Below are 20,351 nucleotides of genomic sequence, written 5' to 3'. Positions count from 1 at the left end.
CACAGCATGAGCTTCCCGAATCAACGACCACGCCGGCTGCGCACCACCCCGGCCATGCGAAGGATGACGGCCGAACACCGCCTCGCACCTGCGGAGCTGATCCTTCCAGCCTTCATCAGGGAAGGGCTGTCCGAGCCCAACCCCATCGCGTCCATGCCGGGAGTGGTGCAACACACTACCGGTTCCCTCAAGCGGGCGGCCGCCGAAGCAGCAGAGCTGGGAGTGGGGGGCATCATGCTGTTCGGCATCCCGTCCGAACGGGATGCAGAGGGAAGTGCGTCCCTGGATCCGAACGGAGTCCTTAACAAGGCGATCCGGGATGTCAGGTCTGAAATCGGCGATGAACTGGTGGTCATGAGCGACGTCTGCCTCGATGAATTTACCGACCACGGACATTGCGGTGTCCTGGACGCTTCGGGCTATGTCGACAATGACGCGACACTGGAAATCTACGCGAAGATGGCGGTGGCCCAGGCTGACGCCGGCGCCCACATGCTCGGGCCCTCGGGAATGATGGACGGGCAGATTGCAGCCATCCGGCAGGCGCTCGAAACGGCCGGACACACCAACACTGCGGTGGTTGCCTATGCGGCCAAATATGCCTCCGCCTTTTACGGGCCGTTCCGTGAGGCCGTGGACTCACAGCTCAAGGGCGACCGCCGCACCTACCAGATGGATGCTGCCAACCGGCGGGAAGCCATCCGGGAAGTGGAGCTGGACCTGGCTGAAGGTGCCGACGTCGTAATGGTGAAGCCCGCCATGAGCTACCTGGACATCCTTGCCGACGTCGCTGCCATGAGCCCGGTGCCCGTTGCCGCGTATCAGATCTCGGGGGAGTACTCGATGATTGAAGCGGCAGCGGCCAACGGCTGGATCGACCGGCAGGCGGCCATCACCGAGTCAGTACTGGGAATCAAGCGCGCCGGAGCCAACATGGTTTTGACCTACTGGGCAGCTGAGCTCGCAGGCTGGCTGAAGGAGTCCCGATGACCATCGATAAAGCTGATCCGACTGCCCCTGTTGGGCCGGAGCGGATTCTTCTGGGCCTGAACACTTTCGGTGATGTCGGCGTGTACCCCGATGGTCACCCGGTTCCGCACGCCCAAGTGCTGCGGCAGGTGCTGGAACAAGCGGAACTGGCGGACGCCGTCGGACTTCATGCCTTTGGAGTGGGAGAGCACCACCGCAAGGATTACGCGGTCTCCGCCCCCGAGGTCTTCCTTGCGGCCGCTGCTGCCCGAACGAAGCAGATCAGGCTGGGGTCGGCCGTGACCGTCCTCAGTTCTGATGACCCGATCCGGGTCTTCCAGCGTTTCTCGACAGTAGACGCCATCTCCAACGGGCGGGCTGAAGTGATGTTGGGTCGGGGTTCTTTCATCGAATCCTTTCCGCTCTTCGGACTGGATCTCGCCGACTACGACCTCCTCTTTGAAGAAAAAGTTGAGCTCTTCGACAAGGTCCGTTCGCAGGAACCCGTTCATTGGGAGGGGCGGACCAGGCCTCCGGTTAAGGGCCTCAGGGTCTACCCGCCGCTTGAGCATCATCTCCTCCCAACCTGGATCGGGGTTGGGGGAACACCCGAGTCCGTCCTTCGCTGCGCAGAATACGGCTATCCAATCATCTTCGCCATCATTGGCGGTGAACCCCGCTCATTCGCGCCGCTGGTTGGCCTGTACCGGGAGGCGATGGCCAAGTACGGGCATCAAATGCGACAAATCGCCACGCATTCGCCGGGCCACATCGCCGGCACCGATGAGGAAGCGCGGGACGAGTACTTCCCGCACTGGCTGGATCTCCGCAACCGCATCGGCTCAGAGCGTGGCTGGGGGCCGGGCAGCAGGCGGGAGTTTGACGCCATGTGTACACCCGAAGGTGCCTTGTACGTCGGCTCGCCCGAGACTGTGGCGCAGAAGATCGCCCTGCTGAAAAGGAACCTGGGGGTGGACCGCTTCGACCTTAAATACAGCAGCGGTTCTTTGCCGCACCCCGCCATGATGCGCTCGATTGAACTGTTCGGCACGGTTGTGGCTCCCCGAGTGGCCCAGCTGCTCTCGAAAGCTGCCGCGGCAGCCTCCCTGGCTCCGCAGCAGACGAACCAGTGACTCCGAACCCGCTGCCCCGAACTGAAAGAATAGGACCATGATTTCCAGCACCCCTCGCAACGAGGCACTCTTTGACCGCGCACGGCAGCTCATGCCGGGCGGCGTGAATTCTCCCGTCCGCGCCTTCGGATCGGTGGGCGGCACACCCCGCTTTATGGTCTCGGCACAGGGGCCCTACCTGACCGACGCAGACGGCAACGAGTATGTGGATCTGGTTTGCTCCTGGGGACCGGCACTCCTGGGTCACGCCCACCCTGCCGTTCTCGAGGCCGTCCACGCCGCAGTGGACCGGGGATTGTCCTTCGGCGCCTCAACGCCGGATGAAGCCAACCTTGCAGCGATCGTCAAGGAACGTGTGTCCGCAGTGGAGCGGGTGAGGATGGTATCCACCGGCACCGAGGCCACAATGACCGCCATCCGGCTGGCCCGCGGATTTACAGGCCGCAACCTGGTGATCAAGTTTGCGGGCTGCTACCACGGGCACCTTGATGGACTGCTGGCTGCGGCCGGTTCGGGCCTGGCGACCCTCGCCCTGCCTGGATCAGCAGGCGTGACGGCCGCAACTGCAGCCGAAACGCTGGTCCTGCCGTACAACGATCTTGGAGCCGTCGAGGCTGCCTTTGCCAAGCACGGTCCGAACATCGCGGCCGTGATCACTGAGGCGGCGCCGGCCAATATGGGCGTGGTGACTCCCGGACCCGGATTCAACGAGGGTCTTTCCCGGATCACCACCCAACACGGGGCGCTGCTGATCCTCGATGAGGTCCTCACAGGCTTCCGCACCGGGTATTCGGGGTACTGGGGCCTCACCGGCGGAGCAGCGGGAGCGGTTGAGCCCTGGAGCCCGGACCTGCTGACCTTTGGAAAAGTAATCGGCGGAGGAATGCCGACGGCGGCGCTTGGCGGACGTGCTGACGTCATGGATTATCTGGCTCCTACTGGCCCCGTCTACCAGGCCGGTACCCTGTCCGGTAATCCCGTCGCCATGGCTGCCGGAGTTGCCACTCTGACCCATGCGACGGCGGAGGTGTACTCCTATGTGGATGCGCGCTCGCTGGAGCTTTCTGCAGCCCTGACCTCGGCCTTGGACGCGGCCGGGGTGGACCATTCCATTCAACGGGCCGGCAATCTCTTCTCGCTGGCCTTTGGAACGTCAGCGAATGGAGTCACCAACTACGAGGAGGCGCAGGCGCAGGAAACCTTCCGCTACGCACCCTTCTTCCACTCGATGCTGGCTTCGGGGGTCTATCTGCCGCCGTCGGTCTTTGAGGCCTGGTTCCTTTCAGCTGCCCATGACGACACTGCGATGAACAGGATTTTCGACGCGCTTCCGGCAGCTGCCCAGGCTGCCGCAGCAGCGAAGGCTCCTGTCAGCCTCAACGTCTAGCTTCCGTCCGAAGCAGAGCTTCTTAAAAATCTTTGGCACCCGCTGTAGCGGGTGCCAAAGTGATTTTAGGGTGTGACGCTCAAACTCCGGCGGCTCAGAAGGCCGGAGTCACGTCCCCGTTAGGCCATTCCTTCTCGATGAAGGCCTTCACCTCAGGGGAGTGCAGGAGCTCATCGAGCTTCTTGATACGCGCGTCATCCTTGGACTCGGCGCGCCACGCGAGGAAGTTGGCGTACGGATTGCTGTCCGTGGATTCGACAGCCAGGGCGTCCTTCGTGCTGAGCCCGGCCTTGAGGATGAAGTTGCCGTTGACCAGCGCAAGATCCACTGACGGATCCTTGAGGTCATTGATCAGCAGTTCCGGCTGGTTTTCCGAGAACTTCAGCTTCTTCGGGTTCTGGGCATCCGTCAAATTCAACACAGAGGAGTCATCCTTGATGTCTTCAACCAAGCCGGCAACCTGCAGAACCTTGAGCGCGCGCACCTGGTTGGAGGGGTCGTTGGTGATGGCAACCTTGGCGCCGTCGCCGATGTCCTTGACGTCCTTGACCTTCTCCGAGAAGGCGGCATAAGGCTCAATGTGGACGCCTTCACCGTGGGCGAAGTCGTAACCCTTGGTTTTCACCTGGTCCTCGTACCACGGCAGGTGCTGGTAGAAGTTGGTGTCCAGGGACCCATCGCTCAACGCGGTGTTGGGGGTCTGGTAATCCTCGATTTCCTTGATGTCCAGCTTGAGACCGGCCTTCGGAGCGAGCTCAGCATTCACGAATTCGAGAATCCTGGCGTGGGGAACGGGGCTCGCTCCCACCGTGAGGGTAACCGGGTTTGCCGGGTCAAGTTCCTTGACCTCGGAGCTGGAGGTGGTTGAACCACCGCAAGCGGTCAACGCCAATGCGGTGGCGATACCTGATGCCAGGAGGGTGAGTGACTTACGCATTTGATGCGTTCCTTTCGAATAGCTGGGAGCACGCAGGCAGGACTGTTACCCCTAACGTGCTCCGGCATAAATGCAGCCGTGGTTACCGCTGCAGTGATCTTGGGGCGCCTAGCGGTGATCGAGGCTCCGGGCGGCCCATTCGCCCACGAGCTGGATGATCTGGACCAGGACGATGATGAGGACGATGGTGACGATCATGACCGTGACGTCGAAGCGCTGGAAGCCGTAGTTGTACGCCAGTTTGCCCAGTCCGCCGCCGCCAACAAGGCCGGCCATGGCTGAATATCCCACCAGGGTGACAACGGTGGTGGTGGTCGCGGCCACGAGCGCCGGAAGTGATTCACGCAGCATGACTTTGTTGATGACCTGCATGGTGGTGGATCCCATAACCTGGGCAGCATCGATTTTTCCGATGTGGACATCGCGCAGGCATGTTTCAACCAGGCGGGCAAAAAACGGAATCGTCCCTATGGACAGTGACACGGATGCCGCCACGGGGCCCAGGCTCGTACCGGTCAGCAGCCTGGCAAGCGGGATAAGCGCCACCATCAGGATCGCAAACGGGATGGAACGGGTGATGTTGACGATGACGTCGCTCATCACCCGGTTTGTGACGGGCATGGGACGGAGGCCGCCGGGGGCCGTCACGTGCAGGAAGACACCAAGGGGCAGGCCAATCAGCACCGTGAAGAAAGCTGAGATCCCGACCATTTGGAGCGTTTCCACGATGGCCTCGGGAAGCGCCTTCACGAGTACAGGGTTGCCGAAGATTTCGTTCACTTCTTCTCTCCTGTCGCTTGGTACTGCAGCGGGGCTTCGGACTGAATGGAGGCTTCGGGAGCGGCGAGCTTGGCGCTGATCCCGCGGGCGTGCAGATAGTCCAGTACGGCCCCGGAATCGGCGTTCCCGGCAAGTTGCACGCGGAGATGCCCGAACTGCTGGCCTCCCAGCGTTTCAACACTGCCGGCAAGGACGTTCAGGTCGATGTCGAAATGCCGGGCGACGCCGGTGATGACGGGTTCCTTGGCGCTGTCTCCGGCGAAGAGGATTTCCAGTACAGGTCCGTCCTCGAGGGAACCCCGGAGGGATTCCGACGGCGGCAGCGGCAGGAGGGCGCGCGCCAGCTTGCTTTCCAGATCTCCGGCGACGTCCTGCAGGGCGCCGTGCTCAATGATGCGGCCCTTGAAAAGCAGGGACACTGAATCGCACACGCGCTTAACCACATTCATCTCGTGCGTGATGATCAGTACGGTCAGCTGCAGCCGCTTGGTGAGGTCCTGGATGAGGTCCAGGATCTCGTCCGTCGTGGCGGGATCGAGCGCCGAGGTTGGCTCATCGCACAAAAGGACGTCGGGATCCGAGGCCAGTGCCCGGGCGATTCCGACTCGCTGGCGCTGGCCACCGGAAAGCTGCGACGGATAGGCGTTCTCGAACCCCTCGAGGCCCACGAGCTTCAGGAGCCCGGCAACCTTCGCCTGGGCTTGGTCCTTGGGCGTCTTGACGAGCTCCAGTGGGTGCGCCACGTTGCCGGCCGCCGTGCGGGAGTCCATAAGGTTCGCATGTTGGAAGACCATGCCGATCCGCCGCCGCGCCGTCCGGATTTCGGAGTCCCTTACGGAACTCAACTCGGTGCCGTCAATGCTGACGGAGCCCGACGTCGGACGGTCCAGGAGGGTCAGGCAGCGCACAAGGGTTGATTTTCCGGCGCCGGAATGGCCAATAATGCCATGGATGGACCCTTTGGGAACGGAAAGGGTGACGCCGTCGAGGGCAACCACTTCCTTTTTCCCCTGGCGGTAGACCTTACGAAGGTCGGTAACTGTGATCATTTATCCTCAGGCGGTAGGGCTCGGGCAGGACATAGCACAAGCTCGCTTCTGCAGTAAATTATGTCAGCGGGCCTGTAGGGGCGTCGATTCCGCATTAAATTCGGCCAAGGCAAGCTATATCCGCATAAGTGGGCTTGGGTTTCTTAATTCTGATTCGCTGAAACCATGCATTGAGACCGTGGCTGAATTCTTGGGAACCAAACTGTTATGCGCAGGGCGGCATGAGGCTGTGATGTGTGTCCCATGGAAAACCCAGGCATATCGTTGCGAAGGCCAGATTCTGGGGGACAAGAAGGACCATTCAGCTTCTTGGAACCGGCCCTAAGGCTGCGGACTAGAAGTCCCCGCGGCTGGCATCCTCGGGGGGAAGGACCGGCCACTGGCCCTCAATAACTGCTGCCGGTTTTGTCTTCCGCAGGTAGCTCTGGAAGTCGGTAGCCTGAGCGGCTGCCCAGTCCACCTGGAGCTGATGCAGTTGACTGGCCGGCATCCTGAGTTTGGGAAACTTGCCCGCCATCGCGTCCAGGACACGCAGGGTGGCAAGGGCATCAGCTGCCGAGGTATGGGCATTGTCCAGGTTCACGCCGTACTCCTCGCAGAGCGCTGTCAGTGTGCGCTTGCCCTTCCGGTAGCGGTCAACCTGCTTGTTCATGATGAAGGGATCGAGTACCGGGAACCGCGTGAGTTGCGGAACGCCGTACCGTGCGGATTCTGCAGCAAGCACCGTGAAGTCGTAGCTTGCGTTGAAAGCGATGACGGGAACGCCGTCGTTAAAGAGCTCCTGAAGCACCTCCGCAAGCTCACGTGTGACTTCCGATGCCGGCCTGCCCTCAGTCCGGGCACGTTCGGTGGTAACACCGTGTACCTCGCTGGCCTCTGCGGGGATTTCGACACCAGGGTCTGCCAGCCATTCGTGCTCCCTGACGACTTCGCCGCCGGCATCCACGAGCGTAACTGAGGCTGTCACAATCCTTGCCGCACGTGAGTTTCGACCAGTGGTTTCAAGATCGAAGGCGGCGCGGGGGCGGGTGTTCCAGGTGCTCATGCCATTACGCTACCTGCCGCCAGCGACAATATTTGGCGTGCCGCGCCGGGCGACGGAACCCGATCGCGCTGACGGGAGCAGCTAGTCTGGAGGCCATGCGGACGGAGTATGTCGAGGCTGTCATTGCCCTCGTGGAACTGGTTCCGGCAGGCAGTGTGCTGGCGTACGGTGACGTAGCCGAGCTCCTGGGCTCAGGTGGCCCGAGACAAGTCGGAGCGGTGATGAGCCACTATGGCAATCCTGTTCCCTGGTGGAGGGTCCTGCGGGCCAGCGGCGAGGCACCTCCAGGACTCGAAGGTAAAGCCCTCCGGCACTACCTCGAAGAGCGGACTCCCCTGCGCGGGGATGCCGAGGAGTACCTGCGGACGGGTGAAGGACTCTGGCGGGTGGACATCAGGGCTGCACGTTGGGCGCCGTCGGAGAACGACTTTGACCGCATTGACGAGATTGCCCGCCGCCTTGCGAGCCGGCTTCACGAATTGTCAGTGGCGGATGATGGAATGACTGGGTGACCGCAACTATCCAGGACCAGCAACCCGCCGCATCCGCCTCACCGGACGGTCAAACAGCAGATGCCGATATCCGCAAGGCTGAGGGACCAACAGCTGGACCGCGCAGCGGTGGAACGCACTCATCCGAAGTTGCGGCTAAACGCCTCCGGCTCCTTGCGCCCAAAAAAGTCCATCACGGCATCCCGGAACTGTCTCCTGACCAGCTTGCTGCCGTGGCCGTTCGTCAGGGCTCCGGGCCGGTCCTCGTCCCTGGAGCCCCGGGGACCGGAAAGACCACCATTCTCGTGGAAGCCGCAGTCCGGCGCGTGGAACAGGACGGAGTGGATCCCGAGAGAATTCTGATCCTGGCACCTGGGCGGCTTGCCGCCGACTCCCTTCGGGACCGCTTCACCGCCCGGCTGGACAGGAGCCTGAGTACCACACCGTCACGCACCTGGGCCTCGTATGCATTCGACGTTATCCGGCGGGCCAAGGCGGAAGGCATCCTTCCACTCCCAAGGCCACCCAAATTGCTCTCGGGCCCGGAACAGGACCTCATCATCAAGGAACTTTTGGAGGGCCACTCGGTGCCCGGCTTGGAGCTGCCATGGCCAGGCGATCTCGGCGCTGCGTTGGAAACCAGGGGGTTCCGGCAGGAGGTCCGGCAGCTTTTCGACCGCGTCATCGAGTCGGGGCGGACGCCGGAAGACGTGGCTGCCCTGGCAGTGCAATGCAACCGTCCTGACTGGACCGCGGCCGCCGCCCTCTATGCAGAGTATCGGGATGTGCTGGACCTGCGTATGCCTGAAGCCTTTGATCCTGCAGGCATTATTACGGCTGCGCGCCAGATCTTCCAGGATCATCCAGACTTTCTTGCAGCCGAACGGAACCGTCTTCAGCTCATCCTTGTGGATGATATGCAAGAGGCAAACCCTGCCGTTTTCGAACTGCTCGCTGACATAGGCGCAGGGAAGGATGTCTACGTCGCATCGTCCCCGGACACAGTTGTGCAGGGCTTCCGGGGTGCCCGCCCCGACCTTGTTGCCGAGTTGCCTGAGCTGCTGGGACCGGGCGGTCAACGTGTTTTGGAACGTCCTCTCAGCCGCATGCATCGGCACAGTCCCGACGTTGCCCAGGCGTGGTTATCGGTTGCTTCCCGGATATCCCGGCGAGCCGGCGGGGATTCCGCGCGGCGCCTGGAACAGGGCGAAAGTCCGAAAAACGGCGGACGGGTGGAGGCACACCTCCTGCCGTCAGCTGTTCACGAACTCCGCTATGTGGCGCAACGCATTCTCGAAGCGCAATTGAAGGAGGGGCGTGAACTTGGCGATATCGCTGTAATTGTCCGCAACGGCGGGCAGCTCAGCCAGCTTCAGCGCTATTTGTCGGGGCAGGGGATTCCAGTACGCGTTCCGGTCGCAGAGTCAGCTGTCCGTGATGAGGTTGCTGTCCGCCCGCTGCTGGATGCTTACGCCGTAGCGCTGGAGCCAGACGATCTCACTCCGGAGTCGGCTGTGTCACTGCTTACTTCACGCATCGGCGGCTCCACCCCCATCGAGCTGCGGCGTCTCCGGCAGGCCCTTCGCTCCGAGGAGATCCTGGGCGGGGGAGGCCGTTCCAGCGACGCTCTCCTGGTCGAAGCCCTGCTGGAACCGGGCGCACTGGGAAGTCTTGGTATCGAGGGGCAGTCTGCCCGCCGCGTGGCCCGCATGATCCAGGCCGGCAGGGATGCTGCCGGACAACCGGGGGCGAATGCCGAAACAGTTCTTTGGGCACTCTGGAGTTCCACGGGGCTGGCATCGAGGTGGGCTGAGGCCGCCTTGAACGGAGGGGCGGCCGGTGCCCGCGCGGATCGGGACCTTGATGCCATGATGGCGCTGTTCCACACTGCTGAACGTTTTGTTGACCAGCTGCCAGGCTCGGGCCCCGAACAGTTCCTGGAATACCTGTTGAATCAGGAACTGCCCATGGACACTCTGGCTGCCCGTGCCCAGCTTGAGGATGCTGTTGAGCTTATGACTCCCGCCAGTGCCGCGGGCAGGGAATGGCCAATGGTGATCATTGCAGGCTTGCAGGAAGGCGTTTGGCCCAATACGCGCTTACGCGGCGAACTGCTGGGGAGCACTCTTTTCGCGGACGCCGTCGAGCACGGAGTGGACTACGCGCTCCAGCTTGGCCCACTGAGCAGACTGCATGAAATCAGATACGACGAACTGCGGAGCTTTTCAACTGCAGTATCCCGCGCCCGGAATGTGTTGATCTGCACCGCAGTTTCCTCTGAGGACGAACAGGCCTCCTCCTTTCTCGACTACGTTTCGCCCTTGCGCCCAGGGCAGGAGAGGCGTGGTTTTACCACCGTGGAGCGGCCTCTGACGCTTCGAGCCTTGGTGGCAGAACTTCGGCAGTACGTCCAGCTGCAGGGCAAATTTGCGCCCGAAGCCGAGGAAGCTGCCAGAGTCCTCGCGAAGCTGGCCTCGGTGGAACCGCCTGTCCCCGGCGCCCACCCCGATACCTGGTGGGGCCTGGCCCCGTTGTCGTCTGATCGGCCGGTAGTGCCGGAAGGCGGAACAGTTTCGGTGTCACCGTCAAAGGTGGAAACGGTCCATAAATCGCCCTTGGATTGGTTTATCCAGGCTGCTGGAGGTGAGCCTGCTACAGACTTTGCCCGCAGCCTGGGAACCCTGGTGCATGCGATTGCCCAGGACCTCCCTGACGCCTCAGGCGGCGAATACCTCGCCGAACTCGTGCGCCGCTGGCCCACACTCGGAATGAAGGAGAACTGGGAGGGCAAGCTTGACTTCCAGCGGGCGGAATCGATGGTGCGCAAACTTGCCCAGTACGTGTTGGTGATGCGGAGCGAAGGTCGGAGCCTGTTGGGCGTCGAAGAGAATTTTGAAGTCAAGCTTCCGGACGTGGTGGGACTTGTTCCTGGTGAAAAGGTTCCCGACGACAACGCGAATGGTGACAACCAGGACTACAGTGCTGGCGCAGATCAAGCCTATGACGCGGTACGTTACGCCATTCTCCGTGGCCAAGTAGACCGGCTGGAGATTGATCGCGAGGGCCAGTTGGTGGTGGTTGACCTGAAAACAGGCAAACGACAACCGGCAAAGGCGGAAGTCGGGCGTCATCCCCAGCTGGGGGCGTATCAGGCGGCCGTGCTTGCGGGTGGATTCGACTCCGTGATCACGCCAGGAGACGGAGTCGCGACGCGTGCCCTCCAGCCTGGGGGAGCGATCCTCGCGCAGCTTGGCACGAGCAGCAAAAGCCCTGCCGTTCAGCAACAGGATGCTTTGGATCCCGCGGGTAACTGGGCGTTGGACCTGGTGATGGAGGCTGCCCGCGCAATGTCGGGCAGTACGTTCGAGGCTCGCCACGATCCCTCCAAGGGCGGGCATGGCGGTCACGGCTGCAGATTGCCTGAGGTCTGTCCGCTGTGTCTCCGCGGAAAGCAGGTTACGCAATGAGCGCCCAGACGATCCACAGCGCGTCCGCGTCGCCCTTGGAAGCCTTACCGACGCCGGAGCCCCGCTTTACCCCGGAGGAATTGTCTGCCCTCCTCGGCGAAAAGAACCGTCCTACAAAAGAACAGTCAGCCATCATCTCCTCCCCGCTATCGCCCCGGCTGGTAATTGCCGGGGCGGGTTCCGGGAAGACTGCCACCATGGCGGACAGGGTGGTCTGGCTGGTAGCAAACGGGTGGGTGAGTCCGGAGGAAATACTCGGGGTGACCTTCACCCGCAAGGCCGCGGGGGAGTTGGCCAGCAGAATCCGGGCCAAGTTGACGGTGCTGCAGCGCATTGCCGCGGAGGATAGGCAACAGCAGATCTTCCCGGCCGGCCTGGTGAATGCCGATGCCCTTGAACCCAAAGTCTCGACCTACCATTCCTACGCCAGCGGCATCGTCTCGGACTACGGCCTCCGCCTTGGGGTGGAACGGGATGTTGTGCTTCTTGGCGGAGCCCAGGCGTGGCAGCTCGCCAGCGAAGTGGTGGAGGCATTCGACGGAGAGTACGCTCACTTCCGTGCCGCCAAGTCCACCCTGGTGAAGGCCGTGATCCAAATGGCGGGAGAATGCGCCGAACACCTCCAGGAGCCCGCGGAGGTTCAGGAGTGGCTCATGGCCCGGGTGGCCGAATTTGTGGCTTTGCCGTACGTCGATGGCGCGAAGAAGAACGCCACGCAGGCGGTGGAGGAGCTTGAGGCCATGCTGCGGACGAGGGCGAGCGTGGCGGACATGGTGGCACGCTACTCACAGGCGAAGCGGGCCAGGGGCGCTTTGGACTTCGGAGATCTGGTGGCGCTTGCGGCCCGGGTGGCGAGAGACATTCCCCTGGCAGCCGCTCTGGAGCGGGAGCGATACAAAGTGGTCCTGCTCGACGAATTCCAAGACACATCACATGCGCAGTTGGTGCTGTTTTCACGCCTGTTCGGACACGGCCATGCCGTAACGGCCGTAGGAGATCCCAACCAATCCATCTACGGGTTCAGGGGCGCCTCCGCGGGGCAGCTGTTCCACTTCGTCCGGGAATTCCCTGTGCCTGCACCTAACCCCGGGCCATCCAGCACAGCCGGACCGGCCGAACGGTGGATGCCGGCGCCTGTTTCATATCTGACCACAGCCTGGCGCAACGGAAAGAACATCCTTGCTGCAGCCAACGTTATTTCAGCTCCCCTCAGTGCCGCAGCCGCGCATAAGGGGCCCGCGGGCGAACGGGGCGCCGGCGCAGCCATCGATGTCCCGCCGCTGCAGCCCAGCCCTGCAGCTGTTTCCGGACAAGTGGTTATTGGGCGCTTCGGCACCGACGAGGATGAGGCCGCGGCTATCGCCGGCGACGTTTTGAGATATCGGGTAACGGACTTTGAGGAGACGTTGCAGGCGGACAGGGTGCCGCCGTCCATGGCTGTTCTCTGCAGGCGGAGGGCCCAGATGGAATGTGTCCGCCGGCAGTTTGAGGTGCGGGGGATACCCTACGAAATCATCGGTCTCGGTGGACTCCTGGATACACCGGAAATCGTGGACCTTGTCTCCACTCTGAGAGTTCTGGCAGACCCTGGGCGTTCCGATTCCCTGATGCGTTTGCTGGCCGGTGCCCGGTGGCGGATTGGACCAGCAGACCTTATGGCCTTCCGGGACTGGTCGGCATTCCTTGCACGGCGAAGGTCCCACGAAGGCTCCATTGCTCCGGAGGACACTGAACAAGATGACTCGGTAACCGTGATCGAGGGTGACCTTACCGATGCCGCCAGCCTTGTAGAGGCATTGGACCGTTTGCCAAGGGACGGGTGGGTGTCGGCACACGGGCGAGTGATCAGCAATGAGGGCCTGGACAGGCTGAGGCGGCTCTCGGCTGAGTTGAGGCAGTTGCGTGGCTTCATGGGTGATGACCTGACCACCCTGCTCGGGGAAGTGGAACGAGCCATGTTGTTGGATATCGAGGTCGCTGCCCGTCCCGGAGTCAGTATCCATCAGGCCAGGCGCAACCTTGATGCCTTCCACGATGCCGCCGTCGGATTTCTGCACACCTCACAGCGGATAGATGTCCTTGCGTTCCTGGCCTGGCTGGAAGCCGCCGCCGCCGAAGAGGGAGGCTTGGACGCCGCTCCTCCGGAGGTGAACCATGAAGCGGTGCAACTCCTGACGGTTCATGCGTCCAAGGGGCTCGAATGGGATGTTGTTTTCGTTCCGGGCCTGAACGCCGGTTCATTTCCCAGCAACCGTGATTCGCGATGGAGCAGCGGGAGCGCGGCGCTCCCCTGGCCCTTGAGGGGGGACCACGCAGACCTGCCCCAATGGGATCTTGAACAACCGGATCAGAAGGGGTGGCTTGAAGCGGAAAAAGACTTCAAGGCTGCCGTACAGACGCACTCCGAGGCGGAAGAGCGGAGGCTGGCTTACGTTGCCTATACACGGGCAAAGTTCGTTTTGTGGGTGTCCAGTGCGGCCTGGGTGGGATCCCGCTCCGGGATGGCCGAGATGTCGCCTTTCCTCTCTGACCTTGCCCCTCTGACTGCACTTATGCAGTCACCTACAGGGGATGGCGACGGCGGTGGGGACCGAAGGGAATCGCAAAAGGCCCAAGCTGTTGTGCACGTTTCCTCCATTGAGGAAGCATCTGTGCCCGAACAAAGCCCCTTGACGCAGGAACTCGAGGTGGCTGAATGGCCTTATGACCCGCTCGAGGGGCCAATTGATCCGCGTACACGGAAGCGGCTCAGCCTGGTTCCGGGCCGCCGCGAGGACATGGAGGCGGCCGCTGCCCTCGTTCTGGCAGGCCTGAGCGCAGGGGTCAATCCGAATACCGAAGAAAAGCTGCCAGAAGCCGTAAAGCAGCAAAGTGACGTGAACCAACACAGTGCCGAGCAGAAACAACTCAGGGGAGTTGCGGGTTTCTGGAGGAGGGAAGCTGCGATGCTGCTGGAGCGTCGCTTTAAACGTTCATCTGTTCAGGATGTTCACCTCCCAGGGCACATTTCTGCTTCGACTTTGGTGGATCTCAATGACGATCCTGGAGCCGTTCTTGCCCGGCTTCGACGACCCGTCCCTCGAGAACCGGGGATGTCCGCGCGCAAGGGAACCGCCTTCCACGCCTGGGTGGAGGAGTACTTCGGCACGGCTGGAATGCTGGATCTTGGCGAGGCCGCAGGATCTGACGAACACATCGACGAGGCCTACGGGCTGGACAGCATGGTGGAGACTTTCCGTTCCTCCGAGTGGGCGAACAGGGCACCCGTCCATGTGGAAATCCCCGTAGAAACCCGTATTGGCGAGGTCGTGGTGCGGGGCCGGATCGACGCCGTGTTCAAAGATGCCGACGGACGGTGGGACCTCGTGGACTGGAAGACAGGCCGCCCACCGTCTGCTCGCCAGCTTCAGACCAAGGCAGTCCAGTTGGCGGTCTATCGGCTCGCGTGGTCCCGGCTGAAGGGGGTGCCCCTGGAGGACGTCAGGGCTGCTTTTTACTACGTGTCGGAAAACCTGATTGTCCGTCCCCACGACCTCGGCTCAGCCGGGCAGCTCGAGAAAATCATCACGGCAGCGATCAGTTCCCCTCGCACGGAAGGACCGGCCTAAGAAGTTTTCAAGTCAACGATCTTCAGAGCCGCGGTGGAGGTGTCATCGGCCGAGCCCGTTCCACCCTCCGAAGGGTCGGCATGGCTTCCATCATTGCCGCCCCGGTCCTTTTCGGAACTCGCAGTTGCAGAGACGTGGTCCGAGCGCTTCTCAGACTCCATGTCTATTTCGGGCCGGACGGCATGGCCAAGGCTGTCATCCGAAGGGGTCGCCACCGGCGCGCTGTCCCTGGTTGGTGTTGGCTCACCAGCCGGGATCGGTGTCACGTGAACGGCCGGGATGGCCTGGTCCACGCCAATGCCACCGGGAGCCTCACGGGGGATAGGTGTAACCGTGAATCCATTTCCTTGCCCCGTTTCTGCCCCCGGGGCGGTCCCAGCCGGATGGGGTAAAGAATCGACACTGATGGGCTGCCCGCCATGTTCCACGATGTCGCCTGCTAAGGCGGACAGCATCTCTTCGGCTTCGGAAATCATGCCCTCATCGCCTGAAGCCACGCCCTTAACAAGGAACTGCGCCAAGGCGAATTCCGCTGACAATGCTGCCCGCCTGAGCAGATGATTGTCCGGGGAGTCCCGCCGGGCGCTGGTGTAATGGCGAAGGACAGCGTCCACGAAGCCCTGCTCGTTGGATGCCACGAGCCAGGCAATGTCATCAGCCGGGTCCCCGATGCGCAGGTCAGTCCAGCCTGTCACTGCCGTTACACGCTGTCCCTCCACCAGGAGATTGTCCTCATGCAGGTCTCCGTGCACCACACAGGGGTTGAACCGCCAGAGCGAAACATCCTCAAGGGCATGCTCCCAGCGCCGCAGCAGGACTGACGGAATTTTTCCTGTCGTCGCAGCCTGGTCCAGCTCGTTGAGGCGACGCTGACGGAACTCATTAGGGGTGTAGGTCGGCAAATCAGCATTGCTTACCAGCGAGTGGGGGAGGTCATGGATTGCACCCAGGGCGGAACCGATTTCCTGTGCCAACTCATCTGACCCTGCACTGAGTTCCTCCACGCTCCGGGTGGCTCCGGCGAGGTGTGAGTAAACGAAGGTTGTGAGGGCGCCTTGCCGGACCGTTCCTGCCACGGTCGGCATCAGGAAGGGGAGTTCTGCGCGGATACCGGGAGTAAAAGCCTTCAGCACCATGAACTCGGTCTCCAGCCGGGTGCTTGCCTCTGAATGCCGGGGGGAACGTACCCTCCACCGTTTTCCCTCAGAGTCGAGGAGGAGAGCCGAGTCGAAGTCCGCCGGATCGTCAGGAGCAGAGGACACGGCAGTAAGAGTCAGTCCTGGGACTGCTGCAGTTGCTATGGCTGCCAGTTCGATCGGTTTTCTTCTCACGGTTCCACGGTAGATTGACAGTCGCCCAAGACAATGATGTGGTTCGGCGAGTCCTGAGATAAGGAACAAATCACAGAGTTCTGTGCGGCAGCGCATCGAAGGGGCCGAAATATCAATTGTCAGCCCGAGTCAGTACGGTAGGTACATGAGTCTTGCTGAGCCACCTGTACCGCAGCACGGACCTGTAGTGCAGCATGAAGCTGCACCGCAGCAAGGCCGGCCATGGGAAACGCAGGAGTCGGGAGGGCTTCCGCTTTCCTCCACCAGAGCCAACCACCTGACTGACAACTTGCTTCCCGTCCGCCCGGCCCTGGTGGATCGTGGATCCTCGGAGCGCCTCAAACCAGGAATGGTTCAGGCCCTCATCGAATCGGGAAACGCCCTGGCTATGGTCCTGGCGGGCAGAAAGGCGCTGGTGCAGGCGAACGAGCTGGTGCTCCTCGACGCTGCCTCCTTAGCCCAAAGTTTAGGCGAGGCGGGTGTGCGGCCCGGGCATGTTATCTATCTCGGATCCCCACTGGACGATGAACGCATCGCCCCCGGCACCGGGATCGTCCTCTTTGTTTTGGCTGATGCCTTGGCTCCTGGCACTTCCGGCATTCCGAAGGCCGCAGAGTGGGCCGGTTTTCGGGATGTAGCCGCGCAATTGAATGCCCTGCACACCGCATTGTTCGTCGAAGCAAGCGCAATTGCCAACTGGCACAGCACGCATACGCATTGTCCCCGCTGCGGAGCCAGGACCACTGTTGAGGCAGGCGGATGGGTACGCCGTTGCCCTGAGGATGGTTCAGAGCATTATCCCCGGACCGATCCTGCGATCATCGTTACGGTGGTCGGTGCGGATGACAGGTTGCTTCTTGGCGGCGGGGGTCCAGTCGATGCCAAAAACTATTCAACCCTCGCGGGTTTTGTGGAGCCGGGGGAGTCCCTTGAGCAGGCAGTAGTCCGGGAGATCTTTGAAGAGGTAGGGGTGCGCGTGAATGCCTGCCAGTACCTCGGCTCACAGTCCTGGCCGTTTCCTGCATCACTCATGCTGGGCTTTACCGCCCTGACGTCCGATGTTGAGCCACGGCCCGACGGCGTTGAGGTCACCAGGGCGCGCTGGTTCAATCGGGCAGAGCTACAGGACGCGGTCCTCCAAGGAGACGTCGTCATATCGAGCAGGTTGTCCATCTCGAGGTCCCTTATTGAGCACTGGTACGGCGGAGTGATCCAGGACCGCCCAACCGGTTCCTGAAAGCGCTGTACTCTTGAACGCGCTATTGAACCACAGCTTTCCATGGAATCAATATGCACCACCGATCATCGCCCACCGATCAATTGAGCAGTAGAAGTGACAACAGAAAACCTGGACGGAACAGCGCCCCTCGATGGCGCAACGCTTGAGGAGCGTATCCTCGGTGGTCTGGACGACGAACAGCGCGAAGTCGCCAGTACCTTGAACGGACCCCTCTGCGTGCTCGCGGGGGCCGGAACGGGAAAGACAAGGGCGATCACGCACAGAATCGCGTACGGCGTGCATTCCGGTGTCTACAGCCCTCAGAGGCTGCTGGCAGTCACCTTCACTGCCCGGGCAGCGGCGGAAATGCGGAGCAGACTCCGCGACCTGGGAGTCGGCAATGTCCAGGCCCGAACCTTCCACGCTGCGGCGTTAAGGCAACTCCAGTTTTTCTGGCCACAGGCAGTGGGTGGAACGTTGCCGAATCTGCTGGATCACAAGGCGCAGATGATCGCCGAGGCGGCCCGGCGTCTTCGGCTCAGCACTGACCGCGCGTCCATCCGTGACCTGGCGTCGGAAATTGAATGGGCCAAGGTGTCAATGCTGACCCCTGCCAACTACCTGGAGAATGCGCAGGACAGGGGAACCCCTGGCGGTTTCGACCTCACCGCCGTCGCACGGGTCTTCCAGTCCTATGAGGACGTCAAGACAGACCGGAATGTTATCGACTTCGAGGATGTCCTTCTGATAACCGTCGGGATCCTTCAGGAGGATCCGAAGGTGGCGGCAACGGTACGGGAGCAATACCGCCATTTCGTGGTCGACGAGTACCAGGATGTTTCGCCGCTTCAGCAAAGACTCCTGGAGCTCTGGCTGGGCGGACGCGACGAATTGTGCGTCGTGGGGGATGCCAGCCAGACCATTTACTCATTTACCGGCGCATCGCCCAAGCACCTTTTGGGATTCAAGACGATGTATCCCGCGGCGAATGTGGTGAAGCTTATCCGTGACTACCGTTCCACGCCGCAGGTGGTGAAACTGGCGAATGACCTGCTTGCCAACCGCAGGAGCGGGGGACCCGCAGCGGACGGGGCTTGGGCTGCGCCCCTGAAGCTTGTGGCCCAGCGGGCTCCCGGACCCGTGCCTCAGTTCACCGAGTGCGCAGACGATGAAGCGGAAGCGGCCACGGTGGCCGGGAAGATCCGCGCACTCCTCGATTCAGGCCTGCCTGCAAGCCAGATCGCCATCCTGTTCCGAACGAACGGACAATCTGAGGCCTATGAGCAGGCGCTCGCTTCCGCCGGCATCGGCTATCAACTCCGGGGCGGGGAGCGGTTTTTCGCCCGAAAGGAAGTGCGGGACGCCATCCTCCAACTGAGGGCTGCCACCAGGGCTGCGGCAGAGTCGTCAGAGCCGGAACCTCTCGGCCAGCTGGTAAGGGACATCGTGGCTTCACTGGGGTACACAGACTCTGCACCGCACAGTGGCGGGGCTTTGCGGGAACGCTGGGAATCGTTGGCTGCTTTGGTTGCGCTTGCCGACGAACTCGTGCTCAGCCGGGGACCACAATTCAATCTCTCAGACTTCGTCAACGAGCTGCAGGAACGTTCCCTGGCCCAGCATGCGCCGACGGTCCAGGGTGTCACTCTTGCGTCGTTGCACGCAGCAAAGGGCCTGGAATGGGATGCAGTGTTCCTCGTTGGTCTAAGCGAAGGGCTCATGCCGATTTCCTTCGCCGATACGCCAGAGACTGTGGACGAGGAACGCCGCCTCCTCTATGTCGGGATCACACGCGCGCGTGAGCACCTGTCCCTGTCCTGGTCTTCGGCAAGGACGCCGGGCGGCAGGGCCAACCGTAAACCGTCCCGCTTCCTTGACGGCTTGAGGCCGGATTCCGTCGTCACCTCCTCAACAAGGGGTGCCGGAGCGGCTCCACGCCGGAAAGCCGCCGCTCCGTCTATGTGCAGGGCGTGCGGGAGCATGCTGTCAACAGGAGCGGAACGCAAAGTGGGGCGCTGCAGCCAGTGTCCGCCCAGCTATGAGGAACAGACGTTTGAGGCACTGCGGCAATGGCGGAAGGACGTTGCGCTGACAGCCGACGTACCGGCATTCGTCGTCTTCACCGACGCAACGCTGACGGCCATTGCGGAGGCGCGCCCGTCGTCCTTGGAAGAGCTGGCGCAACTGGCGGGTGTGGGTCCTTCCAAACTCGAACGCTATGGCCAGGCTGTCCTTGCGGTGCTGGTGGAAAGCAGCACTGTATGACTCCGGGTGCGGGAGAATTACCGTTAACGCACGACGGCGCGCCGGTGGTGGTACGCCGCTCGGCCCGCCGTCGTCGGACTGTCGCTGCTTTCTGGGAAGACGGTAAAGCCGTCGTTGCGATCCCGGCGCATTTCAGCCGGGCCCAGGAGAAAGAGTGGGTCAGCCGGATGCTGGCTAAACTCCGGCGGCAGGGCTTGCGCCGGTCGGCGGGCGCCGGCAAACGGAATCCCGCCACAGACACCGCGCTGGCGGACCACGCAGCGGCTTTATCGGCACGCTACCTTGCGGGACGGGCCGTTCCCACGTCTGTCCGCTGGGTAAGCAACCAGAACTCGAGGTGGGGCTCAGCGACCCCTTCCGAAGGCACCATCAGGTTGTCTGACAAGCTGCAGCCGATGCCCCAATGGGTGATTGATTACGTCCTGCTCCATGAACTCGCCCACCTGCTGGTTGCCGGACATAATGCCGCCTTCTGGCGGTTGCTGGAGTCCTATCCGGAGACGGGGCGGGCTAAAGCCTTCCTGGAGGGCGTTTCCTTTGCCACATCCCGTGGCATGGGGAGGCTTTCAGGCGAAGCCGCTTCAGACGACAGCCAACATCAAGACGCTTTGGAGCCCGGATGCGCCGACGCTGACTGACCGCACCGCAGATTGGGATGGATCCTCTCGGG

Annotated in this window: 14 protein-coding genes; 9 read left to right on the top strand and 5 right to left on the bottom strand. The window is 62.1% G+C overall.

Annotated features, from left to right (window positions below; all coding sequences use genetic code 11):
- Positions 1–6: 6 nt before the first annotated feature.
- From hemB to hemL, 3 genes are read left to right on the top strand one after another with little or no spacing between them, the layout of a single operon-like run.
- Positions 7–990: a porphobilinogen synthase gene (hemB, locus tag M1D88_RS14290; RefSeq protein ID WP_458111461.1), complete on the top strand. Its 984-nt coding sequence runs from the start codon at positions 7–9 to the stop codon at positions 988–990.
- Positions 987–2,102, top strand: coding sequence for an LLM class flavin-dependent oxidoreductase (locus M1D88_RS14285; protein WP_458111460.1), 1,116 nt, complete (start codon positions 987–989; stop codon positions 2,100–2,102). The genes hemB and M1D88_RS14285 overlap by 4 nt, the downstream gene beginning before the upstream one ends.
- Before the next feature lie 37 nt (positions 2,103–2,139).
- Positions 2,140–3,489, top strand: a complete 1,350-nt coding sequence (gene hemL / locus M1D88_RS14280; protein ID WP_458111459.1) for a glutamate-1-semialdehyde 2,1-aminomutase — start codon at positions 2,140–2,142, stop codon at positions 3,487–3,489.
- A 94-nt stretch (positions 3,490–3,583) separates the two neighbouring features.
- On the opposite strand, the gene M1D88_RS14275 is transcribed toward hemL, so the two are convergent.
- The 4 genes from M1D88_RS14275 to M1D88_RS14260 all read right to left on the bottom strand — a co-directional run bounded on the left by M1D88_RS14275 (position 3,584) and on the right by M1D88_RS14260 (position 7,300).
- Entirely contained in the window at positions 3,584–4,426 is an 843-nt protein-coding gene (locus tag M1D88_RS14275) for a MetQ/NlpA family ABC transporter substrate-binding protein (RefSeq protein WP_458111458.1), read from the bottom strand.
- A 108-nt stretch (positions 4,427–4,534) separates the two neighbouring features.
- The gene (locus M1D88_RS14270; protein WP_458111457.1) at positions 4,535–5,206 is read right to left on the bottom strand and encodes a methionine ABC transporter permease; all 672 of its coding nucleotides are present in this window, start codon (positions 5,204–5,206) and stop codon (positions 4,535–4,537) included.
- The gene (locus M1D88_RS14265) at positions 5,203–6,255 is read right to left on the bottom strand and encodes a methionine ABC transporter ATP-binding protein (protein ID WP_458111456.1); all 1,053 of its coding nucleotides are present in this window, start codon (positions 6,253–6,255) and stop codon (positions 5,203–5,205) included. The genes M1D88_RS14270 and M1D88_RS14265 overlap by 4 nt, the downstream gene beginning before the upstream one ends.
- Positions 6,256–6,589: 334 nt before the next feature.
- Entirely contained in the window at positions 6,590–7,300 is a 711-nt protein-coding gene (locus M1D88_RS14260) for an exonuclease domain-containing protein (RefSeq protein WP_458111455.1), read from the bottom strand.
- A 95-nt stretch (positions 7,301–7,395) separates the two neighbouring features.
- On the opposite strand from M1D88_RS14260, the gene M1D88_RS14255 reads away from it, so the two are divergent.
- The 3 genes from M1D88_RS14255 (at position 7,396) to M1D88_RS14245 (ending at position 14,866) form a co-directional block, all read left to right on the top strand.
- Positions 7,396–7,812, top strand: coding sequence for an MGMT family protein (locus M1D88_RS14255; RefSeq protein ID WP_458111454.1), 417 nt, complete (start codon positions 7,396–7,398; stop codon positions 7,810–7,812).
- Between the two features lie 179 nt (positions 7,813–7,991).
- Complete coding sequence (locus tag M1D88_RS14250; protein WP_458114534.1) at positions 7,992–11,258, top strand: ATP-dependent helicase; 3,267 nt, start codon at positions 7,992–7,994, stop codon at positions 11,256–11,258.
- On the top strand, positions 11,255–14,866 hold the full coding sequence (locus M1D88_RS14245) for an ATP-dependent helicase (RefSeq protein ID WP_458111453.1): 3,612 nt from the start codon (positions 11,255–11,257) through the stop codon (positions 14,864–14,866). Before M1D88_RS14250 ends, M1D88_RS14245 begins: the two co-directional genes overlap by 4 nt.
- On the opposite strand, the gene M1D88_RS14240 is transcribed toward M1D88_RS14245, so the two are convergent.
- Positions 14,863–16,197, bottom strand: coding sequence for a macrolide 2'-phosphotransferase (locus M1D88_RS14240; protein WP_458111452.1), 1,335 nt, complete (start codon positions 16,195–16,197; stop codon positions 14,863–14,865). The two genes, M1D88_RS14245 and M1D88_RS14240, sit on opposite strands and share 4 nt — an antisense overlap.
- Positions 16,198–16,342: 145 nt before the next feature.
- On the opposite strand from M1D88_RS14240, the gene nudC reads away from it, so the two are divergent.
- The 3 genes from nudC (at position 16,343) to M1D88_RS14225 (ending at position 20,319) form a co-directional block, all read left to right on the top strand.
- The gene (nudC, locus tag M1D88_RS14235) at positions 16,343–17,434 is read left to right on the top strand and encodes an NAD(+) diphosphatase (protein WP_458111451.1); all 1,092 of its coding nucleotides are present in this window, start codon (positions 16,343–16,345) and stop codon (positions 17,432–17,434) included.
- Between the two features lie 96 nt (positions 17,435–17,530).
- Positions 17,531–19,681, top strand: a complete 2,151-nt coding sequence (locus M1D88_RS14230) for an ATP-dependent DNA helicase UvrD2 (protein WP_458111450.1) — start codon at positions 17,531–17,533, stop codon at positions 19,679–19,681.
- A complete protein-coding gene (locus M1D88_RS14225; RefSeq protein ID WP_458111449.1) occupies positions 19,678–20,319 on the top strand; it encodes a M48 metallopeptidase family protein in 642 nt (213 codons plus the stop codon). Before M1D88_RS14230 ends, M1D88_RS14225 begins: the two co-directional genes overlap by 4 nt.
- Positions 20,320–20,351 lie beyond the last annotated feature (32 nt).

The sequence above is a fragment of the Arthrobacter sp. R1-13 genome, assembly GCF_054161475.1.
This window is presented reverse-complemented; position numbering and strand designations above follow the sequence as displayed.